This window comes from Bradyrhizobium sp. SZCCHNR1002, assembly GCF_032381435.1.
In the GTDB taxonomy this organism is placed as follows: Bacteria; Pseudomonadota; Alphaproteobacteria; order Rhizobiales; family Xanthobacteraceae; genus Bradyrhizobium; species Bradyrhizobium aeschynomenes.
The window spans coordinates 2,325,570-2,339,726 of record NZ_JAUHIS010000001.1 but is presented as its reverse complement, the minus strand read 5'-3'; the positions used below and the strand labels follow the sequence as shown (position 1 = coordinate 2,339,726).

The 14,157-nt window shown below is 60.8% G+C and carries 13 protein-coding genes; 7 read left to right on the top strand and 6 right to left on the bottom strand.

Translation table 11 applies throughout. From position 1 onward, the window contains the following. Window positions 1-28: 28 nt before the first annotated feature. On the bottom strand, window positions 29-757 hold the full coding sequence (locus QX108_RS10345; protein ID WP_172112627.1) for a CBS domain-containing protein: 729 nt from the start codon (window positions 755-757) through the stop codon (window positions 29-31). Between the two features lie 161 nt (window positions 758-918). On the opposite strand from QX108_RS10345, the gene QX108_RS10340 reads away from it, so the two are divergent. Further along, window positions 919-1,278 (top strand): hypothetical protein, encoded by a 360-nt coding sequence (locus QX108_RS10340; protein ID WP_315721237.1) that lies wholly within the window; start codon window positions 919-921, stop codon window positions 1,276-1,278. Between the two features lie 134 nt (window positions 1,279-1,412). Beyond that, a complete protein-coding gene (locus tag QX108_RS10335) occupies window positions 1,413-3,164 on the top strand; it encodes a PHA/PHB synthase family protein (protein WP_315782242.1) in 1,752 nt (583 codons plus the stop codon). A gap of 42 nt (window positions 3,165-3,206) precedes the next feature. Here the strand turns inward: QX108_RS10335 and QX108_RS10330 are convergent, their stop codons facing one another. Both QX108_RS10330 and QX108_RS10325 read right to left on the bottom strand, forming a co-directional pair. Next, window positions 3,207-4,751: an AAA family ATPase gene (locus QX108_RS10330; protein WP_315781675.1), complete on the bottom strand. Its 1,545-nt coding sequence runs from the start codon at window positions 4,749-4,751 to the stop codon at window positions 3,207-3,209. A 26-nt stretch (window positions 4,752-4,777) separates the two neighbouring features. Continuing rightward, window positions 4,778-5,767: a zinc-dependent alcohol dehydrogenase family protein gene (locus QX108_RS10325; RefSeq protein WP_315721235.1), complete on the bottom strand. Its 990-nt coding sequence runs from the start codon at window positions 5,765-5,767 to the stop codon at window positions 4,778-4,780. Between the two features lie 255 nt (window positions 5,768-6,022). Here QX108_RS10325 and QX108_RS10320 point away from each other — a divergent pair, with 255 nt between their 5' ends. Continuing rightward, window positions 6,023-8,716, top strand: coding sequence for a bifunctional acetate--CoA ligase family protein/GNAT family N-acetyltransferase (locus tag QX108_RS10320; protein WP_315781672.1), 2,694 nt, complete (start codon window positions 6,023-6,025; stop codon window positions 8,714-8,716). A gap of 25 nt (window positions 8,717-8,741) precedes the next feature. Here QX108_RS10320 and QX108_RS10315 read toward each other — a convergent pair whose 3' ends face one another. Both QX108_RS10315 and QX108_RS10310 read right to left on the bottom strand, forming a co-directional pair. After that, entirely contained in the window at window positions 8,742-9,245 is a 504-nt protein-coding gene (locus QX108_RS10315; RefSeq protein WP_315781669.1) for a phage holin family protein, read from the bottom strand. Beyond that, entirely contained in the window at window positions 9,246-9,515 is a 270-nt protein-coding gene (locus QX108_RS10310; protein ID WP_315781667.1) for a hypothetical protein, read from the bottom strand. It abuts the gene before it with no gap. Between the two features lie 164 nt (window positions 9,516-9,679). Between QX108_RS10310 and QX108_RS10305 the strand changes: the two genes are divergently transcribed. From QX108_RS10305 to QX108_RS10295, 3 genes are read left to right on the top strand one after another with little or no spacing between them, the layout of a single operon-like run. Continuing rightward, on the top strand, window positions 9,680-10,816 hold the full coding sequence (locus QX108_RS10305; RefSeq protein ID WP_315781664.1) for an ABC transporter permease: 1,137 nt from the start codon (window positions 9,680-9,682) through the stop codon (window positions 10,814-10,816). A 2-nt stretch (window positions 10,817-10,818) separates the two neighbouring features. Next, complete coding sequence (locus tag QX108_RS10300; protein ID WP_315721229.1) at window positions 10,819-11,598, top strand: ABC transporter ATP-binding protein; 780 nt, start codon at window positions 10,819-10,821, stop codon at window positions 11,596-11,598. A 2-nt stretch (window positions 11,599-11,600) separates the two neighbouring features. Next, complete coding sequence (locus tag QX108_RS10295; RefSeq protein ID WP_315721228.1) at window positions 11,601-12,704, top strand: ABC-type transport auxiliary lipoprotein family protein; 1,104 nt, start codon at window positions 11,601-11,603, stop codon at window positions 12,702-12,704. 15 nt (window positions 12,705-12,719) lie between these two features. On the opposite strand, the gene QX108_RS10290 is transcribed toward QX108_RS10295, so the two are convergent. Next, a complete protein-coding gene (locus QX108_RS10290; protein WP_315721227.1) occupies window positions 12,720-13,037 on the bottom strand; it encodes a cytochrome c in 318 nt (105 codons plus the stop codon). 137 nt (window positions 13,038-13,174) lie between these two features. On the opposite strand from QX108_RS10290, the gene QX108_RS10285 reads away from it, so the two are divergent. After that, a complete protein-coding gene (locus QX108_RS10285) occupies window positions 13,175-13,888 on the top strand; it encodes a helix-turn-helix domain-containing protein (protein WP_172112637.1) in 714 nt (237 codons plus the stop codon). The last annotated feature ends 269 nt before the right edge of the window (window positions 13,889-14,157 follow it).

The window sequence follows — 14,157 nt, the reverse complement described above, 5'->3', positions numbered from 1 at the left end:
CGTGCCAGCTCCCAGATGATCGGTGACATCAGCTGGCCTTGGCCATGTCCTCGTCTTCCGGCGAATTGAGATACATGCCGGACATGGTGTCGACCCAGCACAGGTGATCATGGACCTTCTTGACGCCGGCGACGTTCTCTGTGGCGACGATAGCGGCCTGCCGCGAGCGCTCCTCCGTGATGACGCCGCTCAAATGAACGATGCCGTCCTTGACGATGACCGAAAGCCCGAACGGACACCAGTCGTTCTTGTCGAGGGCGTCGATGACCCGATTGCGGATGTGATCGTCGTCCGCCGTCGGATCCGGGACCTGGCGGCCCAGCGTGGCGACCGCCTGCAGCAAGTTCGCCCGTGACACGATGCCGACCACCTGGTCACCCTTGACCACCGGCAATCGCTTGACGTGGTTCTTCTCCATGAGCTCGACGATCTCCGCCAATGCGGCGTCTTCGGTGATCGTCAGGGGGGACTTGGTCATGACCTCCGACACTTTGCGTCCGTGCTCATGGACGAAGTCGGCAGCCGATTTCCCGGGTCCCAGAATGAAGCGCAGCCAGCGGCCGCGCTTGCGACCGGTGCCGATTTCCGTCCGCCGGATGAAGTCTCCTTCCGAGACGACGCCTACCAGCTTGCCGCCCGTATCGACCACCGGCAGGCCGCTGACATGCCGTTGCAACATGATGTTGGCCGCGTCCACGATCGACGTGTCCGGAGTGACGGTAATTACAGGGCGGGTCATGATCTGATGGGCGCGCATGGCGAACTCCAATGTCGAAGGCTGCCGAAAGGTAATCCGCCGGCCAAGTCGCGACTTGACCCAGGTCAAAGCGGAGTTTGCTTCGTCATTGATGCAGCTCAAGGTTCCCATGTGACTGTCGGGCTAAGAGACACGTCCATCCAGCGAGAGGAGACGTGCCCATGTCCGAGCTCTCTGCGCATGCCATGGCCGAGGAAACGGCCGAGCTATCCGAACGCGTCGCGCTTTCCAACAAGCACGCGCTCGAGCTGCTCGTTGGCTCCCAGCAGATAATCTTGGAGGAGATTCTCTTCGCCAGCAATGAGGCGCTGGATCGTGCGCGAACGGAAACGCATTTGCTGGCCGAGTTCGTCTCGAAGCTGGCCGGTGTGCATTCCGTCAAGGGAATTCAGACGATGGTCCAGGAATGTGGCCGTCACCAGATCGACTTTGTCAGGCGGGACTGCGATCGGCTGTTCAAGCACGGACAGCGCCTGATTGATGCCAGCGTAAATCTCATGGGGCAACGGTGGCGAAACTGAACAAGGTGGGTGCGCCGCGTGCCGATCGGCGGAAGCGCAACGGAACGACCGACAAAGCCCCGACCGACATTGTTGCCGGTGAAGAGATTGTATCGCCGGCACCGGCCGACGTTCTCGTCGCATCCGGCGGAAAGCTGGTCTCCCAGGGGGGCGACGCGAACTCCAAGGAGTTTCGGCGCGAGGATCACGAGCTGGACAAGGCGTTCAGCGCTGTGCTGTCTCGCCTGACGGGTGGGATTTCGCCGGCTGCTCTGTCGATGGCCTATCTCGACTGGGCGTGTCATCTGGCGGCTGCACCACAGCGTCAGATTGAGATCGCCCACGGCGCTTGGCATGCTGCAAGACGGCTCGCAGAGCGCTCCCTGCATTTTGCCGACCCCAATCGCGGTCCGTGGGACCTGATCAAACCCCAGGCCAACGATCATCGCTTCTCCAAGCCTCAATGGACCACTCAGCCGTTCAATCTGTTCGCCCAGGCGTTCCTGCTGGGGGAAGATTGGTGGCACAAGGCTACGACCGGCGTTCGTGGCGTGGACCCTGCCAACGAGGCCATCGTCGACTTTTCTCTGCGTCAACTGCTCGATGTGTTCGCGCCGTCGAACTATGCGGCGACCAATCCGGAGGTCGTGGAAAAGACGTTTCAAAGCGGCGGTGAGAACCTCGTTTTCGGCTGGCAGAACTGGCTCGCCGACCTCATGCAGGTCTTGCAACCCGGAAGGACATCCGACAGCGCCGAGTTCGTCGTCGGAAAAACGGTCGCGACTGCGCCGGGCAAGATCGTGCTGCGCAATCGGTTGATGGAGCTGATTCAATACGCTCCGACGACCGACAAGGTCCGGCCCGAACCGATCCTGGTCGTTCCGGCCTGGATCATGAAATACTACATCCTCGATCTGTCGCGGCATAATTCGCTGGTCAGGTATCTCACCGATCAGGGCTTCACCGTGTTCATGATCTCTTGGCGGAATCCGGGAGCCGAGGATCGCGATATTGCTTTCGACGATTACCGATCGCTCGGCGTCATGGCGGCCCTGGACGAGATCGGGCGGATCGTTCCCAACACCCGGATTCATGCCGCGGGCTATTGCCTTGGGGGGACGCTGCTCTCGATCACCGCTGCGGCCATGGCGCGAGACGGTGACGATCGTCTCAGGACGGTCACGCTGTTCGCTGCCCAGACCGATTTCACGGAAGCGGGAGAGCTTACGCTCTTCATCAACGAGAGCCAGATTGCCTTCCTTGAAGACATGATGTGGGAGCGCGGCTATCTCGACACGACACAGATGGCCGGCGCGTTCCAACTGCTGCGATCGAACGATCTGATCTGGTCGCGGGTCTCGCGCGATTATCTGCTCGGCGAGCGTGCCCATGCGAGCGATCTGATGGCGTGGAACGCCGACGCGACACGGCTGCCATATCGGATGCATTCCGAGTACCTGCGTAAGCTGTTCCTCAACAACGATCTGGCCGAAGGCCGCTATGAGGTCGAGGGGCGGCCGGTCTCCCTGTCCGACATTCACACGCCGATGTTCGTGGTCGGGACGATGCGCGATCACGTCGCGCCGTGGAAGTCGACATACAAGGTGCACTACGAAGTCGACGCCGACGTCACCTTCGTGCTGGCGAGCGGTGGTCACAATGCCGGCATCGTTGCGCCGCCCGACGAGCCCGGACATTCGCATCAGGTGCGCACCAAGGCTGCCGACGCGCCATACCTCGGACCCGACGAATGGCAGGGCAGCTCCCCGCGGATCGAGGGATCATGGTGGCCGACATGGGTCACCTGGCTCGAGCAGCAGTCAGGGACGCTTGGCCCGCCGCCACGGCTTGGAACGGATCACTCCGCCGATCTCGGGATCGCTCCGGGTAGCTACGTCCATACGTGACGGGTACTGCCGGAGTGCCGCGGAAGGCCGCTTCGATCGAGTTCATGTCTTGATCCCCAGCAGTGACAGACTGCGCTCCAATGTCGCGTCTGGCGCTCCCGACGCATCCACATGCAGCCAATCCATCGCGCCGAGGTCATAACGCTCCTGCTCTTCGGCAACGACGATGGTCGCGTCGGACGCATCGTGGACTCTTCGCTGAATCCGTTCCTGCCGGATGCGCAGGTCGGCAACGAGGAAGAGCCCGGCAAATGGCAGTTTCAGCCGCTTTGCCAGTGCATGGATCTCCTCGCGTTCATTCGGACGGGCAAATACGGCATCGACGATGACGGTGAACCCCTGAGTCAACACGAGATGGGCTTGCTTCAGCAGCTCTTGATAAACTCTCGCGCTCGCTTCTGGTGTGTAGGCTTCTGGAGGCAGCCGATCGGTTGGCCCGACGCCAAACAGCTTCTTACGCAGCACGTCGCTGCGCAGAACGACCGCTCCGGGCCGCGGAACGCAAAATGGAGCCAGCGCTCGCGCCAACGCAGATTTTCCACTTCCCGACAGGCCGCCAACGGCGATCATCATGGGAGCAGGCTGCTGAATCAACTCACGCGCCAGCTCGAAGTAGCTTTGGGCCACATCGAATGTCGGCGAAGCAGCCGGGCTCGTTTGGCCGGCACTCTCTCGGTCGAGCTTCGCAAGAAAGACTTGGGCGCGGATCGCTGCCCGGATCGCCATGAACAGCGGCAAGGCAGCCAAGCCATCGGGCTGCCCGGTCGGTGCGACGGTCCGATAGTGGTTCAGGAGATGATTGGCTGCATTCCTTTGCTCGAAGTGCATCAAATCCATCACCGGAAATGCAAGATCATAGAGGATGTCGATCGTTGCAATCCGGTCATCGAACTCGATGGCATCAAACAGCACGGGCTTGTCGTCAATCATGACGATGTTGGCAAGATGAAGATCGCCGTGACAGCGTCGGACATAACCGTGTTCCGCGCGTTCTGCGAGAAGCGGACTGAGGCGTGAGAAGGCCGCGCAGCAAAGCGTGCTGAGTTCCTCAATCTCGGCTGTGACAAATCGATTGCTGCTTCGAAAGGCGGCAACAAATGCGTCGATCCAATGCGGGATCGACGCCGGCCATGCACTGGAGAAGACCTGAGCTGCAACGGTGTGCGAGGCGGAGATTGTCTCGGCCAGAAGCTCAGCGAGATCCGTATTCAAGTGACGCTGGGCGGCGAGGTGATCGAGCGTCCGGCTGTCATCGAAGCGACGCATCTCGACGGCATATTCTATCGGGGTGCCAGATCCATTGATATGGAGTGACCCATCTGCCGCTTTGGTGATGGCGACAACCCTCAGGTAGATGTTCGGGGCAAATGGACGATTGATCTCCAGTTCCTTCGTGCATGCTGCCTGTCGTTGCGCAAGCGTCGAATAGTCGAGGAAAGGGAGCCGGATGGATCGCTTGATTTTCAGCGCGTGCTCGCCGAACAAGAAGACGGAAGCGGCGTGCGTGTCGATCCGGCGAACGTCTGGATGACGATGAGGGTCGCCCAAGAAGGCCAATACGAGAGCCTGATCGGATGATGGCGCCATAGGTCTTTGCTGTCATATCTCAGAGTTCAGGCGCCGGGGACAAGAACGGCTGCGCCGGTCATCTCGCCTCGTCTCAAGCGGGCAAGGACGGCGTTCGCGTCGGATAGCGGATACGGCGTCGTGTGGGTACGGATCTGAGCCTCTCGCGCAACGCGCAGAAAATCGTGGCCATCCTGTCGCGTCAGATTGGCCACGGACATGATCTGGCGTTCGCCCCAAAGAAGAGAATAGGGGAAGCTTGGAACGTCGCTCATGTGGATTCCACCGCAGACGACACGGCCGCCCTTTCGGACAACACGCAGTGCAGCCGGAATAAGCTCGCCGGCAGGGGCGTAGATGATCGCTGCGTCCAGGGCGACATCGGGACGCTGATCCGATGCACCGGCCCAGCTCGCGCCGAGTTGAAGTGCGAGATCTTGCGCAGCTCGATCATCTCCGCGTGTAAAGGCGTAGATCTGGCGACCTTGCCACCGAGCAACTTGTGCGACGATGTGACCGGCCGCTCCGAACCCGTAGATGCCGAGCCGCTCTGCGTCACCGGCCATGACCAGCGACCGCCAACCGATCAGACCTGCGCACAGGAGAGGCGCAGTCGCAATGTCGTCGCCCAGGCCGTCGAGCGGGAATGCATAGTCGGCGTCTACGACCGCGTGAGTGGCATAGCCGCCATCGCGAGTGTAGCCGGTAAAGGCTGGCGTGTCGCAGAGATTTTCCGCTCCCCTTATGCAGAACCCGCAATGCCCGCATGTATGTCCGAGCCAGGGAATGCCGACCCGCGCCCCGAGCTGATGGGCTGCCACATCGCCACCGATCCGGTCGACATAGCCGACGATCTCGTGGCCAGGAATGATCGGATAAGGGATGTCTGGTAGTTCTCCGTCGTAGAGATGCAGATCGGTGCGACAGACCCCGCACGCACTTACCCGAATGCGAATTTCACCCGGTCCCGGCTCGGGATCGGCGAGCGTCTCGAGCTGGAGGGGCGCTCTTGCCTTGTGCAACACCATCGCTTGCATCGAGAGCCTCCTGGGGCACGTTGCGCTCAGGGCATAGGTCATCCGGGGCCGCATCCATTGATGTCGGTCAAGGTGCTCGACGCGCTCAACAGCCTAACAGATGTGGCGGCGCGAGGAGAAGGCTGGTTTCCACGAGCCGAGCCGCCACATTTCCCGCGCTGGGATGATAAGTCGCGCTAGACCCGCAGCGGATTGAAACTAAGATGCACGCCTGAGGAACAGCGCGCCTTGCGCACGCGAGATCTGGATATCGAAATGTCGACCTATCGATTGCGGAACCTGCTGTTGCCTCGCTCCATCGCCCTCGTTGGCGGCAGTCCACGACAGAATTCGGTCGGACGCGCCATTCTCGAAAATGTCATCAAGGCGCGGTTCGAGGGCAAGCTCGGTCTGGTCAATTCACGCTATCCGGCGATATCCGGTATCCCGGCAGTGGGCAACCTCGGTGAGCTGCCGTTCGTGCCCGAGCTGGTGGTGATCACGACGCCGCCTGGTACGATTCCTGATCTGATTGATCGCGCAGGCGCCATCGGCAGCGCCGGCGCGCTGATCATCACCTCGGGCCTCGGACACGGAGCGGGCTCGCTGGCCGATCAAGCCGAACAGGCTGCGCAAAAGTACGGCATGCGCCTGATCGGGCCGAATTGTCTGGGCATCATGATGCCCACGATCAAGCTCAATGCCAGCTTTTCCGCTCATATGCCGGTTGCGGGCAGTCTGGCGCTCATTTCCCAGTCGGGTGCGATCGCGGCGGGAATGGTCGATTGGGCCGCGCAGCGCGACGTCGGATTTTCTGGCATCGTCTCGATCGGCGACCAACTGGATGTCGATCTCGCAGACCTCCTGGATCATTTTGCGCTGGACGGTGGCACTCGCGCAATCCTGCTCTACATCGAAGCGGTCAAGGACGCGCGAAAGTTCATGTCGGCGGCGCGGGCGGCGGCCAGGGTCAAGCCGGTCGTGGTCGTGAAGTCGGGGCGTGGTGCCGTCGGTGCAAAGGCCGCGGCGACGCACACGGGTGCGCTGGCGGGAGCGGATGCGGTCTATGATGCTGCCTTCCGCCGTGCCGGCGTCCTGCGGGTCTCTGATCTGCGTGAGCTGTTCGATTGCGCCGAGACACTGGGCCGGGTGGAATCGCCCACGGGCAAGAGGCTCGCTATTCTCACGAATGGTGGAGGCATCGGTGTGCTTGCGGTGGATCGGCTGGTTGAGCTCGGAGGCGTCGCGGCAACGCTCTCGCCGGCCGTGCACGACAAGCTGGACGCGGTTCTACCGCCAACCTGGTCGGGATCAAATCCGGTCGACATCGTCGGTGATGCGGACGCCGCCCGCTATACGCAATCGCTTGAAACGCTGCTCGCCGACCAGGCCAACGATGCAATTCTGGTCATGAACGTTCAGACCGCAATTGCATCTGCAAGCGATATCGCGACTGCTGTTACGCATTTCATCGGTGCGTATCGAAAGCAGCATCGTCGCTGGGCCAAGCCGGTGCTGGCGGCTTGGGTCGGTGCGGAGCAGCAGGTCATCGAGACGTTGAGCGGCGCTGGCATTCCGAACTATCCGACGGAGGATGACGCTGTTCGAGGGTTCATGCATCTCGTCCGTCATCGGGAAGTGGTCGAGTCGCTCGCGGCGGTCCCGCCGGCCATGCCGAGCTCCTTTGCGCCTGACGTCGAGATCGCTCGCAAGATCGTCGGGACCGCACTGGCGGACGGGCGAACCTGGCTCGATCCGGTGGAAATCAGCCGACTGCTGGAAGCTTACGATATCGCAATGGTGCCGACGTTTGCGGCGGCCTCAGTCGACGAGGCGGTCGGCTATGCAGAACAGTTGTTCGCGCAGGGCGCAACGGTCGTCCTCAAGATCCTGTCGAGGGACATCGTTCATAAATCCGACGTCGGTGGCGTCGTTCTCAATCTGACCACGGCGGAAGCCGTGCGCAACGCCGCGAACGAGATCATGGCGCGCGCCAAGGCCGTTCGACCCGATGCACGGATTTCCGGAGTGATCGTGCAAGCCATGGTCGTCCGGGCCAAGGCCCGCGAGCTGATCATGGGCGTCGCTGACGATCCGACGTTCGGTACCGTTATCGTGTTTGGCCGGGGCGGCACCGCGGTCGAGATCATCAACGACAAGGCGCTTGGTCTCCCGCCACTCGATCTCCATCTTGCGCGCAACCTTATTGAACGGACGCGTGTCTCGCGATTGCTGCGAGCCTATCGCGATGTCCCAGCGGTCAAGGCCGACGCCGTCGCGATGGTCCTTGTCAAGCTTGCACAGCTCGCAGCAGACCTTCCCGAAATTCGCGAGCTCGACATTAATCCATTACTCGCGGACGAAAGCGGCGTCTTGGCGGTCGATGCGCGCGTTGCGGTCGGTAGGGTTCCGCCGAAATTCAAGGGATCGGGCCCCTCGAATTTTGCCGTCCGTCCCTATCCGAGCCAATGGGAGCGGCATCTTCAGGTCAAGGATGGCTGGCGCATCTTCGCGCGACCGATCCGGCCCGAGGATGAGCCGGTCATTCATGAGTTCCTCAAGCATGTCACGGCTGAGGACCTTCGCCTGCGCTTCTTCGCGCCGATGAAGGAATTCTCGCATGAGTTCATCGCGCGTTTGACTCAGCTGGACTATGCGCGCGCAATGGCGTTCGTCGCTCTGGACGAATCGACCAACGAGCTGGTCGGCGTCGTGAGAATCCACTCCGATTCGGTCTATGAGAGCGGAGAGTACGCGATCCTGTTGCGGTCGGATCTCAAAGGACGAGGCCTCGGCTGGGCGTTGATGCAGTTGATCATCGAGTATGCCAAGGCGGAGGGCCTCAAGATGATCTCTGGGGACGTCCTGCAGGAGAATATCGTCATGCTTGAGATGTGTAGGAATCTCGGTTTCGAGGTCAAGACCGATCCGACCGAGCGCGACCTCTGCAACGTCAAGCTAAGACTCTAGATCGCCTAATTTGGCGGAAGTCCATTCAAATCGGATGGGCATCACTGGTCGATGAACTTGCGGTTTCGCCTTCCGCTGGTCCGTGGGAGCGCAGAGTCTTGATGATGAACGTCACAAGAGGGACAATGAGGAGTGGAATAAGCCTGTTCAGAGGATGATTGATGACGCTCGAGATGTCCGATTGCAACGATCGTGCCTCAAGCTGGAGTGCATCCATGGACGAGGAATGGATTTCGCTGGCGAGCTCGAGTTCGCGGCCTGACGGTGCACGGGCCGCAACCGCCAGCAGAATTGCCGCGATGACAAAATTGCATGCCCCGAGTGATGCGGCTGCTACTACCGCTGATGTGATCTGCACCAGCGCCAAGTAGGCTGCCAGTTCGAGCATCAGAAGACCGAAGACGGCAATCAACGCGGCGAAGGCTCGCAGGCCTAGCCCGACGAGCAGGTGCCTAAGCCTGATGTCGGCGATGACCCTGTCAGTCCGCCAGAGAAGACGTAAATGTTTAACGACGTTCTCGGTATCCACTTAAGATCTCCGCAGTAGGAGGCCAACATTCATGCCGATCGCAAACGCTGCAGCGGTGGCCATGATCGGGCGAGCCCGAATCAGCCGTTCGACCTCGACGTCGGCCTCATTGAGGGCGGCACTCAGAACGTCGATGGCCGCCGCGACCGGCTCAGAACTCGGTTGAGCGTTGGAGTCGGTATGACGTGCGCCAGCGTCACGCAACAGCTGCCGGAGCTCTTGCCCTAGGACGTCCAGCTCGTTCCTGATGATCGCAGGGTCGATAGCCATGCTTTGTCCTGTTCTCAAATTCATTGTAGAACCGACCGCAAGCTGAGGCTTGATTTCGCTCAACGATTTGAGCCGACGGCATTGATGCATGTCAAGCGGGGTAGATCGTCGGGATTTTAGGAACAGGTGGTGCTGTGGGCACGCCGAGAGAGGGAGACATTGAATTGCGTGCTCATCCAGGATTGACCGCCGATGCAACGGACGAGGTGTTGGAGCTCCGTCCCAGCGGATCCTGGGTGTCGCTCAACGTGACCGAGCTCGAAAGCTTGGCCAACTCGGCCATCGCCAAGGTCGGAGCCTCGAAGTCTGTGAAGCTCGACCTTGGCGCAATCAGCGAGATCGACACAGTTGGCGCCTGGTTACTCGAGCGGCTCAGCCGCCGGGCTGCCGCTGGGGGCCGTCCGGTGCAGATGACCGGGGTCGCAGCAAATTACCTCGGCCTGGTCGAGGAAGTGCGGCAAGTCAATCGGCACGAAGTCGAACCGGCGCCGAAGAAGAACCCCGTCCTGGCCAGGCTTACGGATCTCGGCCGGTCGAGCCTAGGCGCAGCCCAGGACGTTGTCGTGTTCCTGGAAATGCTTGCTGCGCTTTCTTTCGCATTGTTGCGAACGCTGCGCCGGCCGAGGTCGTTGCGGGTGACATCGCTCGTCTATCAAATGTACCGGATTGGATGGCAGGCCATTCCAATCGTGATGTTGATTACGTTCTTGATCGGCGCGATCATCGCCCAACAGGGAATTTTCCACTTTCGACGCTTCGGTGCCGAATCCTACGTCGTCGACATGGTGGGCATTCTTGTCCTGCGCGAGCTCGGTGTCCTGATCGTTGCAATCATGGTGGCCGGCCGCTCGGGAAGTGCCTACACTGCAGAGATCGGCTCGATGAAGATGCGCGAGGAGATCGACGCCCTGGTTACGATGGGACTTGATCCCGTCGAGGTTCTGATCCTGCCGCGGATCATTGCGCTGATCCTGACGCTGCCAATCTTGGCATTCATCGGATCGATGGCTGCGCTCTATGGCGGAGGACTGGTTGCCCAGCTTTACGGTGGCATGGGGCCGGCAATCTTCATCGCGCGACTGCACGAGGCGATCTCGGTCACGCATTTCGAGGTCGGGATGTTGAAGGCGCCGTTCATGGCATTGGTGATTGGAATCGTTGCCTGCAGCGAGGGCCTTCGCGTGAAAGGCAGCGCCGAATCGTTGGGACAGCAGACGACGACCTCCGTCGTGAAGTCCATTTTTCTGGTGATCGTGCTCGATGGCCTGTTCGCCGTGTTCTTTGCATCCATTGGAATGTAGCAATGGATGATCTCCAGGTTTCCTGCGCCATCAGGGTGACTGATCTGGTCGTCGGCTTTGGGCGGCAGGTCGTATTGAACGAATTGTCCCTGGAGGTTCGTCGCGGCGAGATTCTTGGGCTGGTGGGCGCCTCGGGTGGCGGGAAATCCGTCCTGATGCGGACGATCATCGGGCTCATTCCACGTCGCAGCGGGACCATCGAGGTGATGGGGGTACCGCTTGGTGGTGCGGCGGAGCGTGCGACGCAGGATGCGGCCGCACGCTGGGGCATCCTGTTCCAGCAGGGAGCGCTGTTCTCGTCCCTGACGGTGAAGCAGAACGTCCAGTTTCCGCTACGGGAGAACCTGCAGATGTCACCGGCCTTGATGGACGAGATCGCGATTGCGAAGCTCGAGATGGTCGGCCTTCGGGCAGAGGACGGCGATAAATTTCCTGCCGAGCTTTCCGGAGGCATGACCAAGCGCGCCGCGCTGGCACGGGCTCTCGCGCTCGATCCGGCGATCGTGTTTCTCGACGAACCGACCTCCGGCCTCGATCCGATCTCCGCCGGCGATTTTGATGCGCTGATCAAGACCCTGCAGCGGACGTTGGGACTGACCGTGTTCATGGTGACGCATGATCTGGCGAGTTTGAATACGGTCTGCGACCGGGTCGCGGCCCTGGCCGATGGCAAGATCGTCGCGATTGGTCCGATGCGCGATCTGCTTCAATCAGAACATCCCTGGGTCCGAGCCTACTTCCATGGCAAACGATCCCAGATGCTACAACCGAAAGCGAGTTGAAGATGGAAACGCGTGCACCTTTTGCTGTCATCGGCGGGTTTGTGCTAGCGGCCATCGTCGCAATCTTTGGCTTCGTCTACTGGCTGAACAACACTGGAGGACTTGGGCCGCGTACCATGTACCATGTTCAGTTCGATGGATCCGTGCCAGGCCTGCTGGTTGGTGCTGCCGTCCTGTTCAATGGCATCCGCGTTGGCGAGGTGACCGACCTCAGCCTCGCCCCGGACAACCCGCGTCGCGTCAATGCGACGATCTCGGTCGCATCGACCACGCCGGTGCGAACCGACACCAGAGTGGGGTTGGAATTCCAGGGATTGACGGGTGTCCCCGTCGTCGCGCTGGAGGGCGGCTCCTTGGCCGCGGCGGCTGGTGCCGCCTCAACCTTGATAGCCGAGCCGGGCGCAGGTCAGAGCATGACACAGGCGGCACGTGACGCTTTGCGGCGCGTCGACGCCGTCCTTGCTGAGAATGCCGGGCCACTGAAGGACACGATTGCCAATCTCAAGACGTTTTCGGAGGGGTTGGCGCGGAATACGGGGAAGCTGGATGGAATCGTCTCCGGCCTCGAGAAAATGACAGGGGGCGGCACGCCAGCACAGAAGGTCACCTATGATCTCACGGCGCCGCGCGAGTTCGGTCCCGTCAATAAGACCATCAAGGGCCAGCTTGCCGTCCCGGAGCCGACGGCAGTTGCGATGCTGCAGACCCAGCGCATGCTGTTCTCGCCAGCCAAGGACTATCCCGGGTTTGGCGAGTTCCTGTGGGCGGACAGCATCCCGAAATTGCTGCAGGCCCGCCTGATCGATTCATTCGAAAACTATGATGTCGCCCATGCGCCACTGCGGGCATCGGATATTGGCCAGCCGGACGTTCAACTGCTGATCGACGTCCGCCGTTTCCGAATCAATGCCGAAGCGGCGGCGGCGGCGGAGATCGGGCTCTCGGCTCGCCTCGTCGACAAGAATGGCAAGGTCATTGCGTCCCGGTTGTTCGACGAGAGCCAGCCGCTTGGCCGGCTCGATCCTTCCGATGCGGTCGACGCTTTCGATCAGGCCTTCGGCCGAATCGCCAAGTCAATCCTGGCCTGGTCCGTCCAGACCCTCTAGGTGGAGCCGTCGAAGCTACTCTAGGCTCTTAAGGTACGACAACAAGTCGTTGATCTGCGGTGGCGCAAGCTCGAATTGCGGCATCGCCGGGTGCCCGGTGACGATGCCTTCCGCGAGAGCCTCACCAAGAGACTCGATGGGATACCGCAGGTGCAGCGTTCGAAACGGAGGGGCCTGTTTGAATGGACTTTCTCCGGTGCTGCCGATGGCATGGCATCGCGCACAGTGAGCCTTGGCGTAGGCTCGTCCCCGTTGTTCGGGCGTCGATGCGGCAAGTGACGGAGAGGTCAAAGAAAGGCTCAGAAGAAGGGCGCAGAAGGTCAAGCGCTGCATGCATCACGTCCGGGCACGGTCATTTTGTGCCACGATAGGGCCCCGATCCTCCGGTCATTTGATTTGAATCAACGGGCACTTCGAGCATTCGCTAGAATGCGGCTATTCTCCTTGCGCTTGGCCCAGCGGAGCCCTGTATGAAGACGTCTCTGGTTGCAGTCGATTTCCACGGGCAGGGCTGCGCCGATTGTGCCGTGCGAGGGTTCAGCGTATGCGCATCGCTGGATCAGTTTGAGATGCGCGAATTCGAGCAGCTCAGCCGCCGTGTGAGCTTCGCATCCTGCGAGACTGTTTTCGCACAAGAGGACAGATCCTCGTGCTTTTATAATCTGCTCGACGGAGTCATGAGGCTCTATAAGCTGTTGCCCGATGGTCGCAGACAGATTGTCGGTTTTGTACTGCCAGGCGATTTCGTGGGGATGACGACAGAAGAGCGACATGGGTTCTCGGCCGACGCCATTGGTCCCGTGACGGTCTGCCAATTTGCCAAGCTGCCGTTTGGCCGCTTCGCCGATGACAAGCCCAACCTTTTGCGCCGGATGAACGAGCTAGCCGTGCAGGAGCTCAATCAGGCACGTGACCATATGGTGCTGCTCGGCCGCCGATCGGCCGAGGAGAAGGTTGCGACCTTCCTGGTCGGTTGGAGGGATCGCCTCGTTGAGCTTCGGGGGCCCTCTAACATCGTACCGCTGCCCATGAGTCGGCAAGATATTGCCGACTATCTCGGGCTGACGATCGAGACGGTCAGCCGGACGTTCACGAAGCTCGAACGAGATGGAATCATAGCCATACTTCCAGGTGGCGTTTCGCTGCGGGATTCTGCCCGTGCCGAGGCGCTGGCGGCTGCTTGATCCCCGGCGGGCGACTTGAGGGCTCCGGATTTGCATTGATCTGAGTCAAAGACTGGAGAGCTGCCGCTGGGGAACAATGTCTCAAACTCAAAAGTGGGGGAGAGACATGCCTTTCGATGCCATGGTGGTGAGCTTCGCGGTTGTGGCGGTTTTCGTCGCGTTTGCGGCAGTCCTGCTGTGGGCTGATTCGCAGACCAAACCTCGGACCTGAAGTCCGATCATCCGGGCAGAAGCGGTCGGGCCACTCCGATTGCTGCTCAGGGCCGCCC

Excerpts from the sequence above, each read along its gene's own strand:
- QX108_RS10330 (WP_315781675.1), bottom strand. The coding sequence starts at position 4,751 with ATGGCGCCATCATCCGATCAGGCTCTCGTATTGGCCTTCTTGGGCGAC.
- QX108_RS10345 (WP_172112627.1), bottom strand. The coding sequence starts at position 757 with ATGCGCGCCCATCAGATCATGACCCGCCCTGTAATTACCGTCACTCCG.
- QX108_RS10320 (WP_315781672.1), top strand. The coding sequence starts at position 6,023 with ATGTCGACCTATCGATTGCGGAACCTGCTGTTGCCTCGCTCCATCGCC.
- QX108_RS10325 (WP_315721235.1), bottom strand. The coding sequence starts at position 5,767 with ATGCAAGCGATGGTGTTGCACAAGGCAAGAGCGCCCCTCCAGCTCGAG.
- QX108_RS10300 (WP_315721229.1), top strand. The coding sequence starts at position 10,819 with ATGGATGATCTCCAGGTTTCCTGCGCCATCAGGGTGACTGATCTGGTC.
- QX108_RS10295 (WP_315721228.1), top strand. The coding sequence starts at position 11,601 with ATGGAAACGCGTGCACCTTTTGCTGTCATCGGCGGGTTTGTGCTAGCG.
- QX108_RS10340 (WP_315721237.1), top strand. The coding sequence starts at position 919 with ATGTCCGAGCTCTCTGCGCATGCCATGGCCGAGGAAACGGCCGAGCTA.
- QX108_RS10310 (WP_315781667.1), bottom strand. The coding sequence starts at position 9,515 with ATGGCTATCGACCCTGCGATCATCAGGAACGAGCTGGACGTCCTAGGG.
- QX108_RS10285 (WP_172112637.1), top strand. The coding sequence starts at position 13,175 with ATGAAGACGTCTCTGGTTGCAGTCGATTTCCACGGGCAGGGCTGCGCC.
- QX108_RS10290 (WP_315721227.1), bottom strand. The coding sequence starts at position 13,037 with ATGCAGCGCTTGACCTTCTGCGCCCTTCTTCTGAGCCTTTCTTTGACC.